This is a genomic window from Allobosea sp. 05T439 (genome assembly GCF_056396005.1).
Map to the genome: position 1 here is coordinate 18,925 of NZ_JBFTKP010000041.1, position 15,121 is coordinate 34,045.

General features: G+C 65.4%; 18 protein-coding genes. 10 read left to right on the forward strand and 8 right to left on the reverse strand.

What is annotated here, in order from left to right:
* Positions 1-4 precede the first annotated feature (4 nt).
* Positions 5-1,516, forward strand: a complete 1,512-nt coding sequence (locus tag AC1DIO_RS29365; protein WP_476854478.1) for a tripartite tricarboxylate transporter permease — start codon at positions 5-7, stop codon at positions 1,514-1,516.
* Between the two features lie 106 nt (positions 1,517-1,622).
* Here AC1DIO_RS29365 and AC1DIO_RS29370 read toward each other — a convergent pair whose 3' ends face one another.
* From AC1DIO_RS29370 to AC1DIO_RS29395, 6 genes are read right to left on the reverse strand one after another with little or no spacing between them, the layout of a single operon-like run.
* Positions 1,623-1,910: a hypothetical protein gene (locus AC1DIO_RS29370; RefSeq protein WP_441508176.1), complete on the reverse strand. Its 288-nt coding sequence runs from the start codon at positions 1,908-1,910 to the stop codon at positions 1,623-1,625.
* Between the two features lie 8 nt (positions 1,911-1,918).
* Positions 1,919-2,212, reverse strand: a complete 294-nt coding sequence (locus AC1DIO_RS29375; protein ID WP_441492389.1) for a copper-binding protein — start codon at positions 2,210-2,212, stop codon at positions 1,919-1,921.
* A 31-nt stretch (positions 2,213-2,243) separates the two neighbouring features.
* Complete coding sequence (locus AC1DIO_RS29380) at positions 2,244-2,732, reverse strand: cupredoxin domain-containing protein (protein WP_441508177.1); 489 nt, start codon at positions 2,730-2,732, stop codon at positions 2,244-2,246.
* Positions 2,733-2,764: 32 nt separating this feature from the next.
* A complete protein-coding gene (locus AC1DIO_RS29385) occupies positions 2,765-4,201 on the reverse strand; it encodes a multicopper oxidase family protein (RefSeq protein ID WP_441508178.1) in 1,437 nt (478 codons plus the stop codon).
* A gap of 18 nt (positions 4,202-4,219) precedes the next feature.
* Positions 4,220-5,728, reverse strand: coding sequence for a TolC family protein (locus AC1DIO_RS29390; RefSeq protein WP_441508179.1), 1,509 nt, complete (start codon positions 5,726-5,728; stop codon positions 4,220-4,222).
* On the reverse strand, positions 5,725-5,940 hold the full coding sequence (locus tag AC1DIO_RS29395; protein WP_441492393.1) for a hypothetical protein: 216 nt from the start codon (positions 5,938-5,940) through the stop codon (positions 5,725-5,727). The genes AC1DIO_RS29390 and AC1DIO_RS29395 overlap by 4 nt, the downstream gene beginning before the upstream one ends.
* A gap of 171 nt (positions 5,941-6,111) precedes the next feature.
* Between AC1DIO_RS29395 and AC1DIO_RS29400 the strand changes: the two genes are divergently transcribed.
* From AC1DIO_RS29400 to AC1DIO_RS29410, 3 genes are read left to right on the forward strand one after another with little or no spacing between them, the layout of a single operon-like run.
* Positions 6,112-6,876 carry a response regulator gene (locus AC1DIO_RS29400; RefSeq protein WP_441508180.1) on the forward strand — a complete coding sequence of 255 codons (765 nt, stop codon included), beginning with the start codon at positions 6,112-6,114 and terminating at the stop codon, positions 6,874-6,876.
* Entirely contained in the window at positions 6,873-8,309 is a 1,437-nt protein-coding gene (locus tag AC1DIO_RS29405) for an ATP-binding protein (RefSeq protein WP_441508181.1), read from the forward strand. The genes AC1DIO_RS29400 and AC1DIO_RS29405 overlap by 4 nt, the downstream gene beginning before the upstream one ends.
* A 19-nt stretch (positions 8,310-8,328) precedes the next feature.
* Entirely contained in the window at positions 8,329-8,757 is a 429-nt protein-coding gene (locus AC1DIO_RS29410) for a DUF411 domain-containing protein (RefSeq protein WP_441508182.1), read from the forward strand.
* 59 nt (positions 8,758-8,816) lie between these two features.
* On the opposite strand, the gene AC1DIO_RS29415 is transcribed toward AC1DIO_RS29410, so the two are convergent.
* Positions 8,817-10,160, reverse strand: a complete 1,344-nt coding sequence (locus AC1DIO_RS29415; protein WP_441508183.1) for an ATP-binding protein — start codon at positions 10,158-10,160, stop codon at positions 8,817-8,819.
* Between the two features lie 10 nt (positions 10,161-10,170).
* Positions 10,171-10,836, reverse strand: coding sequence for a response regulator (locus AC1DIO_RS29420; protein WP_441508184.1), 666 nt, complete (start codon positions 10,834-10,836; stop codon positions 10,171-10,173).
* Between the two features lie 176 nt (positions 10,837-11,012).
* Between AC1DIO_RS29420 and AC1DIO_RS29425 the strand changes: the two genes are divergently transcribed.
* The 6 genes from AC1DIO_RS29425 (at position 11,013) to AC1DIO_RS29450 (ending at position 14,871) form a co-directional block, all read left to right on the forward strand.
* Complete coding sequence (locus tag AC1DIO_RS29425) at positions 11,013-11,630, forward strand: DsbA family protein (protein ID WP_441508185.1); 618 nt, start codon at positions 11,013-11,015, stop codon at positions 11,628-11,630.
* Between the two features lie 50 nt (positions 11,631-11,680).
* A complete protein-coding gene (locus AC1DIO_RS29430) occupies positions 11,681-12,322 on the forward strand; it encodes a L,D-transpeptidase (protein ID WP_441508203.1) in 642 nt (213 codons plus the stop codon).
* A gap of 80 nt (positions 12,323-12,402) precedes the next feature.
* Complete coding sequence (gene blh / locus AC1DIO_RS29435) at positions 12,403-13,701, forward strand: bifunctional sulfur transferase/dioxygenase Blh (protein ID WP_441492400.1); 1,299 nt, start codon at positions 12,403-12,405, stop codon at positions 13,699-13,701.
* 32 nt (positions 13,702-13,733) lie between these two features.
* A complete protein-coding gene (gene bigR, locus AC1DIO_RS29440; protein WP_441492529.1) occupies positions 13,734-14,030 on the forward strand; it encodes a sulfite-sensing transcriptional repressor BigR in 297 nt (98 codons plus the stop codon).
* Positions 14,027-14,431, forward strand: a complete 405-nt coding sequence (locus AC1DIO_RS29445; protein ID WP_441508187.1) for a YeeE/YedE family protein — start codon at positions 14,027-14,029, stop codon at positions 14,429-14,431. The genes bigR and AC1DIO_RS29445 overlap by 4 nt, the downstream gene beginning before the upstream one ends.
* Entirely contained in the window at positions 14,428-14,871 is a 444-nt protein-coding gene (locus AC1DIO_RS29450; protein WP_476854479.1) for a DUF6691 family protein, read from the forward strand. Before AC1DIO_RS29445 ends, AC1DIO_RS29450 begins: the two co-directional genes overlap by 4 nt.
* Positions 14,872-15,121 lie beyond the last annotated feature (250 nt).

Below are 15,121 nucleotides of genomic sequence, written 5' to 3' on the forward strand. Positions count from 1 at the left end.
TGCCATGCTCGATGCCTATGTCACCGCGCTGGGGATGGTGCTCGATCCCTATGTGCTCGCTGTCATCACCGCCTCGGCCATTTACGGCCTCATTGTCGGATGCATTCCCGGCCTGTCCGCCACGATGGCGACAGCGCTTCTGGTGCCGCTGACCTTCTTCATGCCGCCCGTCCCGGCCATCGCCGCGATCGTCACGACCAGTACGATGGCAATCTTTTCCGGCGATATTCCGGGCTGCCTGCTGCGCATTCCCGGCACGCCGGCCTCGGCGGCCTATGTCGACGATTCCTTCCAGATGACGCTGCGGGGCGAGCCTGAGCTGGCGCTCGGCATCGGGCTCTGGTTCTCGGTTCTCGGTGGCCTGTTCGGAACCGCGGTGATGATGGCGGCGTCCCCGGCCATCGCCGATTTCGCGCTTGGCTTCGGCTCGGTCGAGTTCTTCTGGATCGTCATGCTCGGTCTCGGCGGGGCAGTCTTCATTGGCTCTTCGACGCCGCTCAAGGCCTGCATCGCATTGCTGATCGGCCTGATGATCTCGCTTGTCGGCATGAACAATCCGGCCGGCCAGCCGCGCTTCACCTTCGACTCCACCGAGATGCTCGGCGGTGTCTCGCTGATCCCGATGATGGTCGGCATGTTCGCCTGCTCGGAGGTGATGCGCCACATGATCTCGGACGGAAGCGCGCCGCAGATCGTCATCAAGAAGATGGGGCCGATCTTCGCCAATATGTGGCGGCTGACCAAGCAGTACCCGTGGCAGCTTGTTCGCGGCAGTGCGCTCGGGACCGTCGTCGGCATCCAGCCCGGCAGCGGCGCCGACATGGCTGCCTGGATGTCCTATGCGATGAGCAAGCGCTTCTCGAAGACGCCCGAGAAATTCGGCACGGGTCACCCCGAAGGACTGATCGAGGCAGGAGCCTCCAATAACAGTTCGCTTGCCGGCGCCTGGATTCCGGCTCTCGTCTTCGGCATTCCCGGGGACTCGATCACCGCGATCGCCATCGGTGTCCTGATGATGAAGAACATGGCGCCGGGGCCGACGATCTTCGTCAACAATCCCGAGAACGTCTACGCGCTGTTCCTCGTCTTCGTCATCGCCAACCTCCTGATGCTGCCGCTCGGCTGGGCGATCATCAAGGTGGCCTCGCGGGTGCTGCAGGTGCCCCGCAAGATCCTGATGCCGATCATCCTGCTCTTCGCCATCGTCGGCTCCTATGCGATCAACAACTCGCTCTTCGATGTCGGGCTGATGCTGGCCTTCGGTGCGCTTGCCTTCGTGCTGGAGGAGAACGGCTTTCCGGTTGCGCCGGTCATTCTTGGCGTGGTGCTCGGCCCGCTGCTGGAGGAGTATTTCATCAACTCGATGATCAAGTCCGACGGCAGCCTGATCGGCCTGGTCAATCGACCGATCGCGGCGGTGCTTGCGGCGGTGACGGTCGGGATCATTGCCTGGACGATCGTCGCCTCGCTGCGGGCGCCGAAGCATCCCGCAAGGCCGATGCCGCAGGACCTGTGACGCCGCTTGAAGCCAAAAAGGAAGGCCGGCAGCGATGATTGCGCTGCCGGCCTTCTTTCCATTGTGCTCTTTCCCCTGAGCGGACTGTCGGCAAGGGGGTCATCGGCTACCTGTCCCGCTCGTCCTCCGATGAGGGGCTGCTCGCTGTGCAATGACCAGCGATGCAGACCAGTTCGATCACCTTGTGCTCGGTCCTGAGGCAGTTCGCCCGGTAGATGACGATCTTGCCCTGATCGGGCAGCCTGGTGACCTTGGCGTTGGCACAACCGGATTCGAGCAGGGCGCGTTGCAGGTCACCGTCGCTTGCGGCGCCAGGGGATGGAGCGGATATGACGAGGGCAGCGAGTGCCGCGAAGAACCGATCGCGCCCGCTGCCCGCCGAGTTGCGGGTCACCGCCGTGCTTACTTCGCCTTCTGCAGCGAGGTGACGGTGATCTGACCGTTGACGCGCTCGGCGGTGAACTTGACCTTTTCGCCGGCCTTCAACTCCTTGAGCATGGCCGGGTCGGCGGCCTTGAACACCATCGTCATGCCGTCCATGTCGAGGTTCTTGATCGGGCCGTGATCAAGCGTGATCTTGCCCTGAGCCATATCGACCTTCTTGACCGTCGCGCTCACCAGAGCTGCGTCCTGCGCCAGGGCCGCGCCAGCAAGGCTGCCGCTAACAAGCGCGATCGTGAGAAGTCTGCGCATCATGGTCTCCATCGTGATGTGAGGGTTGCCGCGGTCACTTGACGGTGATGGTGCCGGTCATTCCGGCTTCGCGGTGGCCGGGGATCAGGCACGAGAAATCGAACTGCCCGGCCTTGGTGAACTGCCAGACGATCTCCCCGGTCCTCTTGGGGGAGAGGCGCTTGGCGTTCGGATCGTCATGCTCCATGTCGGGGTTCTTCTGCATCTCGACGGCGTGCTTGAGGTTCTCCTCGAGCGTCGCCACGACCAGCTCGTGATCGAGCTCGCCATTGTTGCGCAGCTGGAAGCGGATCTGTTCACCGCGCCGGACCTCGATCCTGTCCGGGATGAACTGCATCTTGCCGTCACGCTCGGCCATGGCGATCTGGATCAGCCGGGCCGGCTTCTTGGGATCGCCCGGCTTGCCATAGGCGGTCTCGTCGCCATGGCCGTGCCCGGCTCCGCCAGGACCGGCCAGCGCTGCCGCGGCGGAGAACATGACGGCCACCGCCGCCAAGCCGAGTTTCGTGAACTGCTTTGACATGGTTCCTCTCCCGAAGGGGTGTCGATGGACGCTCAGTGGTTGGAATGGCCGCCGGCCTTGGCCGCGGGCAGCGGCTTGCCATCCGGGCCGAGTCGGGGTTTGCGCGGATCCTTCACGCGCCAGTCGGCTGATTGCCCGCCGCTGTCGGGCGCAGTCGCACGGGGTGCCTCGGTCAGCTTGGCGCCCTTGTATTCGTAGGCGACGGTACCTTCCGGGTGCTTGAACCAGCCGGGGTCCTTGTAGTCGTTCTTGGCGAGGCCCTCGCGGACCTTCACGACCGAGAACATGCCGCCCATTTCAACCGGGCCGAACTGCGCAAAACCCGTCATCATCGGCAGAGTGTTGTTCGGCAGGGGCATTTCCATCGCGCCCATCTCGCCCATGCCGTTGGAGCCCATCGGCATATAGCCCGGCGCGATCTTGGCGATCCGCTTGGCAATGTCCTTCTTGCCGACGCCGATATAGGTTTTCACCGAGTGGCCCATGGCATTCATGGTGTGGTGCGACTTGTGGCAATGGATCGCCCAGTCGCCGAGCTCGTCGGCGACGAAGTCGAAGGCGCGCATCTGGCCCACCGCGACATCGATCGAGACCTCGTCCCAGGCGGCCGCTGGATCGACCCAGCCGCCATCCGTGCAGGAGACCTTGAACTCGTAGCCGTGCATGTGGATCGGATGGTTCGTCATCGTCAGATTGCCGAAGCGGATGCGCACCTTGTCGTTCTTCGCCACGACGAAAGGATCGATCCCCGGGAAGACCCGGCTGTTCCAGCACCACAGGTTGAAGTCGAGCATCGTGTTGACCTTCGGCACATAGGAGCCGGCCTCGATGTCGAAGGCATTGAGCAGGAAGACGAAATCACGGGCGACGCGGCGGAAGGCCGGGTCCTTGGGATGAACGACGAAGAAGCCCATCATGCCCATCGCCATCTGGACCATTTCGTCCGAATGGGGGTGGTACATGTAGGTGCCGGAGCGCCGCAGCAGGAACTCGTAGACATAGGTCTTGCCGGGCGGGATATGCGGCTGGTTCAGCCCGCCGACGCCATCCATGCCGTTGGGCAGGCGCTGGCCATGCCAATGGATCGTCGTGTTCTCGGGCAGCTTGTTGGTGACGAAGATGCGGACCTTGTCGCCCTCCACCGCCTCGATGGTGGGGCCCGGCGACTGGCCGTTATAGCCCCAGAGATAGGCCTTCATGCCCGGCGCGAGCTCGCGCTCGACCGGTTCGGCGACGAGATGGAACTCCTTCCAGTCGCCGTTCATCCGCCAGGGCAGGGTCCAGCCGTTCAAAGTGGCGACCGGCTGGTAATCCGGCCCGCTGGTTGGAACCAGTGGTGCCTGGGTCGAGGCGTCCGTCATGGTCGGCGCCTCGGGGACCGAAGCGAAGGCGGTGCGGCCGGAGACGGCTGTCGCACCGGCAAGGACGAGGCCGGACGAGCCGATGAAGCCTCTGCGTGACATGGTCATGGTGTCGTTCCTTGCTCGCTAATGGCCTGCGCCGCCGCCGTCGCCACCGGTGCTCGCGGCGGCGGTCGCTCCACCGCCACCGGTGCCGCCACCGCCGATCACGACGTGCTTGAGGTCGGTATGGGCGATCCAGAAATCGCGGCGCGCATTGATCGCGGCGACATTCGACAGGATGCGCCCGCGCGCATCGGTGATGAGCTGCGTCACATCGACGAGCATGCCGTTATAGTGCAGCAGCGACTCGTCCTGGATGATCTTGCGCAGCGGCAGGACGTTGTTCTGGTATTGCCGGGCGATGTCATAGGTGGCGCGATAGCTGGTATAGGCTTCGCGCGCTTCCGAGCGGATATTGACGGCCTTCTCGGCAAGCTTGTTGGCGGCCTGCATATAGTTCTGCTCGGCCCGGACCACGCGCGACTGTCCGAAATCATAGATCGGGATCTCGATCTCGAGTTCGAGCGTGGTGCTGCGCTTCGACTCCCGCTCGACGTCACCATCGGCCAGGGCCCTGCGCCCACGGTCATAGGTGCGCCGGCCGAGCAGATCGACGTCGTTGACGAAGCGGGTTGCGTTGGTGAGGCCCAGCGACTTCGCCAGCGCGTCGAGATCGCCGCGGGCGATCTGCAGATCGATCCGCTTGCGCAAGGCCTCGGCTTCGATCGCCTTGGCACTCTGGATTTGCGGAAGGGGCGCAAGATTGGCGGGGATCTGGAACTTCAGCTCGTCGCCCCACAGGCCAAGCAGCCGCACGAGGCGTTCGCGCTCCTGGCGCTGCAGCAGGCGTGCCTGGCCGAGCTGGGCGCCGAGCTCGGCGTCGAAGGCGAATTCGCGGGCCTGATCGAGCTTGTTGATGCCGCCGGACTCGCCGAGCCGCTTGAACAGCTCGGAGGCGGCGTCGGTGGAGTTCTTGGCCTGCTCGAAGAAGCCGACCTGCGCATTGGCGGCGACGGCCCGGTAATACTGCCGGCGCGTTTCGGCTGCCAGCTTCAGCACGGATTCGGCGGCGCGCAACTGGGCGGTCTGGAATGTCTCGCGGGCGATTGCGGCGCGCGCCGGTAATGTCGCAAGCGCGAAGAGGCTGCCTGCGACCTGGCGCTCGATCTCCAGTTCAAATCGTCCTGAAAGCTTGGAGATGCCAAAGCGGGGATTGGGCGGCAGGCTCGCCGCGACCATCTGCGCCTCGGCAATGCCGAGATCATTGAAGGCGGCTTGCAGGCCGCGATTGTTAAGCAGCGCGATCTGCACCGCGGAATCGGCCGTCAGCGGTTTCCTCAGCAGCTGGTCGACGCGAGCCTTGGCGCTGATCGCCACCCCGGCATCATTGATCTTGACCACGTCCTTCTTCAGCTCGCTGAAGGCGAGATTCTGCGCCGGGCCGATGCCGCCATCGGCGGAGAAGGTCGCGCAACCGCCAAGGAGCGCGGCCATGCCGGCGACAAGGGCGAGGCGGGAAACAGACGGGAAGCGCATGATCGACCGGAAAGGGATGGACGCAGGCGTGGCCACAGTGATCGGTCCTTCGGTCATGGCTGCGGTCCAACGCGCCGATTGAGTTCACGCCAGTCCTTCGGCTCGGCCGGGCGCAGCACGGTGCTGCCGGCAGTGACGCTCTGATAGGCAGGGGCGGGGACGTTCACGTTCGGATCGGCCGGACGTGCGAGATAGTCAGGCAGCGGTTTGCCGGCGCAGGCGCCGAGCACGATCGCAAGGGTTGCGAGGAGGAGTGGTCTTGCAATCATTGCGATTCGGCGTCTCCAGCGGCGTGGTGACGTCTGACTAGCAACGGCGCTCCGGCCGCGTCCGTTACAAATTGTTGCGAAGCGATCCGCGCATTTGGCGCAAGCAGGCGTTATCTTGACCCTTGAGCCGCGTACCGATCACTCCTCGCCCGTCCAGTCGGAAGTCCGAAGTTGAACCCATTCCCTGCAAGCGTTCAGGCCGAGGATCACGGCCATGTGCTGGTGGTCGACGACGACCCGCAGATCCGCCTGCTGGTCGCGCGCTTCCTGCAGCGGCATAGCTATCAGGTCAGCGGCGCCGCCGATGGCGATGCGATGTTCGACATCCTCAAACGCAGCGAGATCGACCTCGTCATTCTCGACCTGATGCTGCCGGGCCGTTCGGGGATTGAACTCTGCCGCGATATCCGCGCGATCTCGCCGGTGCCGATCGTGATGCTGACGGCCCGCAGCGAGGAGAGCGACCGCATACAGGGGCTCGAGGTCGGCGCAGATGACTATGTGACCAAGCCGTTCAGTCCACGCGAGCTGCTGGCGCGGGTTCGGGCCGTGCTGCGGCGCACGCGCATCCGCCGGGGCGAGCCGAGTGATCGCGCCAGCGAGCAGATAGGCTTCGATGGCTGGACGATGGATCTGCGCCGCCGGGAATTGCTGTCGCCGTCGGGAACGCTGGTCGATCTTTCGACTGGCGAGTTCGACCTGCTGCTTGCCTTTGCCGAACACGCCAACAGGGTGCTCTCGCGAGAGGCGCTGATGCAGTTTGCCAAGACGCGCAGCAGTGACGACCCTTTCGACAGGACGATCGATGTCCAGATCAGCCGCCTGCGCCGCAAGCTCGAGGCGGATACGAATGGCAGCCAGCTGATCAAGACCATCCGAGGCTCGGGCTACATGTTCACGCCGACCGTGCAGGCGCGCGAGGGTGAGCCGGCATGAGCAGGTCCCTCCGTCCGCGCTGGCCCGACACGGTTGCGGGCCGCGCCATCCTGATCCTCGTCGCGGCGCTGCTCGCTTTCCATTTCGCCGGCTACTGGGCCTATCGCGTCAGTGTCGACAGCATGGCCAATGTGCAGCGCGACAAGGCGCTGGCGGAGCGCATTGTCACGATCAAGCGCGCGATCGCCGGCAACGTGCACGATGCAGAGCGCGATCGCGTCGCCCATGATCTGTCGAGCGCGAGCCTGGAGGTGCACTGGAGCAATGTCAGCCTCGTCCTCGGTACTGCGCCGAAAACCGAACGCACGCAGGCGATGGCGGCACGGCTGATGGAACTCGCGCCTGAGCTCGCATCGGAATCGTTTCGCCTGGGCTATGCCGATGGCGGGGCCCCAGGCGCCGGAGAGGGAGATGCCGATCGCCATATGATGCTGGTCTCGGTCAGGCTGGACGACGGCTCCTGGGTCAATTTCTCCTCGACGACGCTCGGGGCCGCGCAGCATGCCGACTGGAACGTGCTGGCGATCATGATCTGTTTCGGCGTGGCGATCATCGTCATCGGCGTGCTGCTGCTGCGCTGGGCGACGCGGCCGCTGCGCGACCTGGCGCTGGCAGCCGAGCGCTTCAGCCTCGACCAGGCCCCGACACCGCTCAGCGAGGTCGGCCCCGCTGAGGTGCGCCGGGCGGCGCGCGCCTTCAACACCATGGGCGAGCGCATCCAGCGCCTCGTCGCCGAGCGCATGCAGGCGCTGGCGGCGGTCTCGCATGACCTGCGCACGCCGATCACGCGTCTGCGGCTGCGCTCGGAGCTGATGGAGGACGATGCGACGCGCGATCTGGTCGATGCCGACCTCTCCGAAATGGAGGCGATGATCGATTCGACGCTCGAATTCCTGCGCGGCGGCGTCTCCAGCGAGGCGATCCGTCCACTCGATATCGTCTCGGTGATCGAAACCATCGTCGACGACCATATCGATCAGGGGCGAACGATCACGCTCAGCGGACTCGGTCATGGCCGCGTACTCGGGCGACTGCTCGCCTTGAAGCGCGCCTTCTGGAACCTGATCGGTAACGCGGTGAAATATGGCGATCAGGTCTCGATCGCCATATCGGAGACACCGACCGGCCTGAGCTTCATCATCGAGGATGACGGGCCGGGCATTCCCGAGCAGGAGGTCGAGCGTGCTTTCCAGCCATTCGTCCGGCTCGAGGAATCGCGCAGCCGGGAAACCGGCGGTACCGGACTCGGGCTGACGATCGCGCGCGCGGTCATTCATGCCCATGGCGGCGAGATCTTGCTCGCCAACCGGGCGGAAGGAGGCCTCCGGGTCACGGTGACGTTGCCGACGCTGGCTGCCAGCGAACAGCAATTCGCGGATGCGCTGAGGACGGGGCGCTTTCCCTTGCCGGCCGCGAACCCGGCCCGCTCATGATGTCTATCTGGAGAGAACGATGAAAACCCTTGCTACCGCGCTGACGCTCGCGCTCTTCGCTGCTCCGGCGGCGGCCCAGTCCATCCAGGTCCATCTCAGCCCGAGCTGCGGCTGCTGCAAGTCCTGGGTCAAGCATCTCGAACAGGCGGGGTTCTCGCCCAAGGTCGTCGAGAGCAAGGACATGGCAGCAAGCAAGCGCCTGGTCGGCGTGCCCGATAAGGTCCAGTCCTGCCATACCGCGATCATCGAGGGGTATTTCATCGAAGGCCATGTGCCGGCCCCGGACATCCGCAAGCTGCTGCAGGACAAGCCGGCTGCAATCGGCCTGGCTGTGCCCGACATGCCGGTCGGATCTCCCGGCATGGAGGTCGAGGGCGTGACGCCGGACCGGTATGAGACGCTTCTGGTCGGGGCAGATGGCGAGACGACGGTCTTCGCGAAGCACTGACCTAACCACCTGTGTTTGCAGCGGCCCGAGTAGCGCAATCCACCCTTCCGGCCGCTGCTTCAGCGCTGCAGCGAACCGTCGTTCCAGAGGAGCGCTGCCTGCAATCCCGGGCCGTCTGTGCGGTTGCTCAGGACGAGCAGCGCTCCGACGCGCCTGGCGGCGATGTCGACGATGGTCAGGCCGAGCCCTGTGCCTGTCGGGCTCTTGTGGCGACCGCGGTAGAAGCGTTGCTTGACCAGGCCGAGTTCCTCCTGGGGGATGCCGGGGCCCTGGTCGAATACCGCGACGCCGCGACCATCGGCCGTCGGACGCCAGGACACGACACCACCGCCCGGCATATGCTGGATCGCGTTTTCGTGCAGGTTGCGCAGCGCCAGGGCGAGGCTCTCGCGGTCGCCTGGCACATCCAGGGCTGCGAGCCCAGGGTCGATTTCGACGTCGATGCCGGCCGCCGGAGCCGCATTGTCGATGATCTCGGCGAGGAGCCCGCTGACCCGGACACGGCCCGAGGCCGGACCTTGCTGTTCCGTTTCGAGCTTKGCGAGCGTTAGCAGCTGCCGAACGAGGCGGGCCGTCCGGTCCACTGAGATCAGGATCTGGCGTAGCGCGCCTTCCCTGATCGATGCGTCGGTTGTGGCCAGTGCGATCTGCGCCTGCGTCTTCAAACCAGCCAGCGGGGTTCGCAATTCATGGGCGGCGAAGGCCGTGATCTCGCGCTCATGGCGGCGGGCGGCCGCAACCTTGTCGAACAGACCGTTCAGCGCCTGCGCGAGCGGCCTGACCTCGATGGGGGCTTCGGCCGCCGCGAGGGGACGCATGTCCTCGGCGTCACGGGACTTGAGTTCCGCAGCCATGGTCGCGAGCGGGCGCAAGCCCCGGCCGAGGCTGAGCCAGATCAGCAGGCCGAGCAACGGGGCGATCAGCAGCGCGGGCGCGAGAAGCCCGGTGATCAGGTCGTTGACCAGCCCATGACGCAAGCCGATGCGATCGCCGACCATGACGCGGATGCCCTTCTGGGCATCTTCGACCGCGTAGACCCGCCAGCGTTCGCCATCGACCGTTCGATCGGAGAAGCCGGCGGCCTGATCGGTCAGCTGGGAGCCCGGCGCGCCGCTGGAACGGGCAACCAGCCGGCCGTCGAGAGACCAGATCTGGCAGGATAGCTGGCGCTCGTAGAATGCCGGCTCGACCGTCGCGCCGGGTAGTCCGGCGATAGCGGTGTCCGGCATCCGGCCGGCGTCGACCAGCGAATGCACCATCTTCGCCGCCTCCTGCAGGCGGGTGTCGAGCACATGCTCCAGCTTGGACCTACTGTCGAGATAGATCCAGGCGACCGCGCTGAGCCAGATCAGCCCGGTGGCGGCAATCAGGATGACGAAGAGGCGCGTGCGCAGGGAGGTCATGGCCCAGGCCTCATTTCGTCACCTGTCTCATCCGGTAGCCGAGGCCGCGCACGGTCTCGATCGCGTCGCGGCCGATCTTGGCACGCAGATTGTGGATATGGACCTCGACGGCGTTGCTCTCGATATCCTCCTGCCAGCCATAGAGCCGGTCTTCGATTTCGCCCTTCGAGCGGACCGCGCCAGGACGCTCCATGAGTGCCGACAGCACTGCGAATTCGCGCCGGGAGAGCGTGACGGGCGTGCCGGCAACGCTGGCAGCAAGCGTTGCGGGGTCGAGCATGATGGCGCCCGCAGCCATGACGGGCGCGGCTCGACCGGCATTTCGGCGCGCCACGGAGCGCACCCTGGCCGCCAGCTCGTCGAGATCGAAGGGTTTGCCGAGATAGTCGTCAGCGCCGGCATCGAGGCCGCGGATCCGGTCTGCGACCTCGTCGAGCGCGGTCAGGAGGAGTACGGGCGTGCGGTCGGACTTGCCCCGCATCTCCTTCAGCACGTCGAGCCCGGACCCATCCGGCAACATCAGGTCGAGCACCACGGCGTCAAAACAGGAGGTCGCGAGCGCGGCCAGCGCCTCGGCGCAGGTCTCGACGCGGTCCACCGTCGCGCCGGCAAGCCCGAGCCCGACCTTCAGCCCGTCCGACAGAACAGGATCATCCTCCACGACGAGGATACGCATTTCGGTTCTCTCCATTGGCCACGCCCTCCCTCGCTGGCGCGGCTTAAGGCTGGCTTAAGGTGGATTTCCGACCCCGGGGCATCCTTTGCGCAGCGCATGGCCATGCCGTCCGGCGTGCCGTGCGGTGCCAGACCTCATTCGTCCATCCGGACCCGGAAGCCTGAGCGGAACCCAGCATGAATCGCAGAAACCTCATTCGTATTGCGGCCGCGCTGGCCGCTGCGCCCTTCATCTCGCCCATGGCGATGGCCCAAACCATCGATGTCGAAGCCATCCTCAATGATCCGGAAGCGCCGGCTGGCGGGAACCCGAAGGGCGATGTCACGATCGTCGCCTTCCTCGACTACAACTGCCCCTACTGCAAGAAATCCGCCCCCGACCTCGCGCGCGTCGTCAGGGAGGATGGCAAGATCCGCCTTGTCTACAAGGAATGGCCGATCCTGGGCGAATCCTCCGTCCTTGCGTCGCAGATCGCGCTCGGTGCCGGCTATCAGGGGCGCTACGAGGCCGTTCACAAGGCTCTGATGGGGCTTCCCGGCCGGCTGAGCTCGAAGGACACCATCCTGACGGCGGTCAAGGGCGCAGGCGTCGACATGAACCGCCTGCAGGCCGATCTCGATGCGAATGCAGAGAAGATCACGGCACAGCTGCGGCGCAATCTGGCGCAAGCGGATTCGCTGGGCCTGCAGGGCACGCCAACCTATCTGGTCGGACCGTTCCGGACCTCGACGCTCGACTACAAGGGCTTCAAGCAGGTCGTCGCCGATGCACGCGGAAAGCAGGCGGCACGATGAGGTTGCAGACTCGCTCGGCGATGCTGCCATCGCGCCGCAAGGCGGTCAGGATGGTCCTCTCCGCCGTCGGCTTTCCGCTTCTGGCCGGCGCCTGCACGACGACATCGCTGCCGCCGCCGCAGATCGCGAATACCATCCCGACCGTCGACCCGCTGGCGGCTGAGCGCTATGCGGCGCTCGACAATGAACGCTTCTCCGTTCCTGCCGTTTCGCTTGAGGATCTGAAGCCGGCCTATATGCGCCAGCTCGTCGATTACCGGACCCGCGAGCAGCCCGGAACGATCGTCGTCGATCCCGAGGCACGCTTCCTCTATCTCGTGCAGGAGGGCGGCAAGGCGCTGCGCTATGGCGTCGGGGTCGGCAAGGAGGGGCTTGAATTCACCGGGACGGCGCGCGTCGAGCGCAAGGCGCAATGGCCGCGCTGGACGCCGACGCCGGACATGATCCGGCGAGAGCCCGGCCGTTATGCGAAATGGGCCGGCGGCATGGCAGGTGGCGCGAGCAATCCGCTCGGCGCCCGGGCGCTCTATCTGTTCAAGAACGGCAAGGACACGCTCTACCGCATCCACGGCACCAACGAGCCCTGGACGATCGGCGAGGCCGTCTCGTCAGGCTGCATTCGAATGATGAACCAGGACGTGATCGACCTGTATAATCGCGTTGCCGGCGGCTCCAGGGTGGTGGTGCTCTGACCGCGTGACGTGCCTCTTGCGGGTTTTCAATATACATTATATGATATTGTATATTGAAGACCCGCAAGAGGAGCGACGCCATGCCGACCGTCAGGATCAGCGACAGGCTCACCATTGGTGGCCAGCCATCGCTTGCCGAGTTTGCGCAGCTCGCAGGCGAAGGCTTCGCGACGGTCGTCAACAACCGGCCCGATGGCGAGGAGGCCGGGCAGCCCGGCACCGAGGCCGAGGCGTCCGCCGCAGCTGAAGCCGGGATTGCCTATGCGCACATACCCGTCACCGGGCCGACCATCACCGAGGCCAATGTGCGGGCATTCCAGAGAGCGGTCGCCTCGGCATCCGGACCGGTCTTCGCCCATTGCAAATCCGGAACGCGCGCGTTGACCCTGCACGCGCTGGGCGAGGTTATCGACGGGCGCCTCGAGGCGGCGGATGTCCGGGCATTCGGCGAGCGGCTCGGCTTCGATCTCAAGGGCGCGCAGGCCTGGCTCGCTGCCCGAGCGCTGCCGGCCCGGCCCGAGGTCAAGGGGTTCTACGAGCCGCGCAGCGGCAGCATCCAGTATGTCGTCTCGGATCCAGCGACGAAGAGCTGTGCGATCATCGACCCGGTGCTCGACTATGACGAGAAATCCGGGGCGACCAGCACGGCGAGCGCCGATGCGCTCCTGTCGCATGTCGCGGCGCAGGGGCTGACCGTCGCGTGGATTCTCGACACCCATCCGCATGCCGACCATTTCTCAGCCGCGCATTATCTGAAGCAGAGGACCGGGGCGCCGACCGGCATCGGTGCGCATGTGGTCGAGGTGCAGAAGCTTTGGAAGAAGCTCTATAACTGCCCGGCGCTGCTGACCGATGGTTCGCAATGGGACCGGCTGTTTTCTCATGGCGACCATTTCAGGCTTGGCTCGATCGATGCGCATGTCCTGTTTTCGCCCGGCCATACGCTGGCCTCGATCACCTATGTGATCGGCGATGCCGCCTTCATCCATGACACGCTCTTCATGCCGGATTCCGGCAGCGCCCGGGCCGATTTCCCCGGCGGCAGCGCCACAGCGCTCTGGGCCTCGATCCAGGATATTCTGGCGATGCCTGACGAGACCCGGCTCTTCACCGGTCACGACTATCGGCCGGGCGGACGCGAGCCGCGCTGGGAGAGTACGGTCGCAGAGCAGAGGCGAGCGAACCCGCATGTCGCGGGGATGGACGAGGTGGGCTACGTCGCGCTGCGCGAGGCACGCGACAAGACATTGCCGATGCCAAAGCTGATCCTGCATGCGCTGCAGGTGAATATTCGGGGCGGGCGCCTGCCGGAGCCGGAAGACAACGGCCGGCGCTATCTCAAGATCCCGCTCGATGCGCTCGAAGGTGCCGTCTGGTGACCCTGTCGAGCGAGGTGACGAAGCCAGTCGATATGGCGGCCCGCGCGGACGAGGTCGCGGGACTGCTCAAGACGATGGCCCACCCGGCGCGGCTGATGCTTGCCTGCATGCTTGCCGAGGGAGAATACGCCGTCGGCGAACTGGAAAGCCGGCTCGGCATTCACCAGCCGACGCTCTCGCAACAGCTCACGGTGCTGCGGGAGGCGGGAATTGTCGAGACGCGGCGGGAGGGCAAGCAGATCTTCTATCGCCTGACGGCGGACAAGGCGGCGCTGCTGATCCGCGCGCTCTATGACATCTTCTGCGAGCCGGAGGCCCCGCAACCATGAGTTACTGGCCCTCGCTCTTCGGCGGCATGCTGATCGGGCTCTCTGCGGCGCTGCTGCTGCTTCTCAACGGTCGCATCGCCGGCATCAGCGGCATCGTGGGCCGGCTGGCGCAGGGCGCTCAGGTGCCGGCCAACGCCGCTTTCCTGATCGGGCTCCTGGCCGGTCCGGTTCTCTTCGCCATCGCCTTCGGCCGCTGGCCGCAGGTGACGATCGCGGCCTCCTTGCCGATCATCCTGATTGCGGGGCTGCTGGTCGGCTTCGGCACGCGGATGGGCTCGGGCTGCACATCGGGCCACGGCATCCTCGGGTTTGCGCGATTCTCCCGCCGTTCGATTGCCGCGACCGTCACCTTCCTGGTAGCCGGAATCGCTGCGGCCACCCTCATGAGGCTCGTCGGATGACACAGCGCTTGCCACGCCTGTTCGTCGCGCTTGTCGCTGGCGCCATGTTCGGCTTCGGCCTTGCGCTGTCGGGCATGCTCGATCCGGCCCGGGTCATCGGCTTCCTGGATATCGGGAGCGGTCATTGGGACCCGAGCCTCGCCTTCGTGCTCGGCGGCGCTCTTGCCGTTGCGCTCGGTGCGATGGCGCTGGTGCGGCGAATGAAGCGTCCCGTCCTCGACGATCATTTCCATATCCCTGTGTCCGGCCAGGTCGACCGGCGGCTCATCCTCGGATCTGCTCTGTTCGGGCTCGGCTGGGGCATGGCCGGCTTCTGCCCGGGTCCGGCGATTGCCGCGCTTTCCATGGGGTTTCTGCCGGTCGTACTGTTCGTTGCGGCCATGCTGGCCGGCATGACGATTCATKACCGCTTCGTCGCCGCCGGGACTGCAGGCGGTTGATTCGATCCGTGTCAGTCCGGATCTGAGCCCTCAACCCAGCTTCGGATTCTTTGGCGCATGGAGTTTGTCCTGCCGCTCAAAGGGGCTGAGTGGCAGGGTCCGATCGCGGCGACTTCCTTGAGTGGCGCAGGCCCCGCGCCTGCGATCAGCGGCTCCGTCCGAATATCGCCACGCTTGTTACTCCCACTGGCCGATCTGCGGTGCCAAACTGCCTGACGATCAATGGCGAGCAATGAGCGCCAAATGGAAG

Coding starts and splice junctions, on each gene's coding strand:
- AC1DIO_RS29365 (WP_476854478.1), top strand. CDS start 5: ATGCTCGATGCCTATGTCACCGCGCTGGGGATGGTGCTCGATCCCTAT.
- AC1DIO_RS29375 (WP_441492389.1), bottom strand. CDS start 2,212: ATGATGCGCAGACTTCTCACGATCGCGCTTGTTAGCGGCAGCCTTGCT.
- AC1DIO_RS29380 (WP_441508177.1), bottom strand. CDS start 2,732: ATGTCAAAGCAGTTCACGAAACTCGGCTTGGCGGCGGTGGCCGTCATG.
- AC1DIO_RS29385 (WP_441508178.1), bottom strand. CDS start 4,201: ATGACCATGTCACGCAGAGGCTTCATCGGCTCGTCCGGCCTCGTCCTT.
- AC1DIO_RS29390 (WP_441508179.1), bottom strand. CDS start 5,728: ATGACCGAAGGACCGATCACTGTGGCCACGCCTGCGTCCATCCCTTTC.
- AC1DIO_RS29395 (WP_441492393.1), bottom strand. CDS start 5,940: ATGATTGCAAGACCACTCCTCCTCGCAACCCTTGCGATCGTGCTCGGC.
- AC1DIO_RS29405 (WP_441508181.1), top strand. CDS start 6,873: ATGAGCAGGTCCCTCCGTCCGCGCTGGCCCGACACGGTTGCGGGCCGC.
- AC1DIO_RS29410 (WP_441508182.1), top strand. CDS start 8,329: ATGAAAACCCTTGCTACCGCGCTGACGCTCGCGCTCTTCGCTGCTCCG.
- AC1DIO_RS29420 (WP_441508184.1), bottom strand. CDS start 10,836: ATGCGTATCCTCGTCGTGGAGGATGATCCTGTTCTGTCGGACGGGCTG.
- AC1DIO_RS29425 (WP_441508185.1), top strand. CDS start 11,013: ATGAATCGCAGAAACCTCATTCGTATTGCGGCCGCGCTGGCCGCTGCG.
- AC1DIO_RS29430 (WP_441508203.1), top strand. CDS start 11,681: ATGGTCCTCTCCGCCGTCGGCTTTCCGCTTCTGGCCGGCGCCTGCACG.
- blh (WP_441492400.1), top strand. CDS start 12,403: ATGCCGACCGTCAGGATCAGCGACAGGCTCACCATTGGTGGCCAGCCA.
- bigR (WP_441492529.1), top strand. CDS start 13,734: ATGGCGGCCCGCGCGGACGAGGTCGCGGGACTGCTCAAGACGATGGCC.
- AC1DIO_RS29445 (WP_441508187.1), top strand. CDS start 14,027: ATGAGTTACTGGCCCTCGCTCTTCGGCGGCATGCTGATCGGGCTCTCT.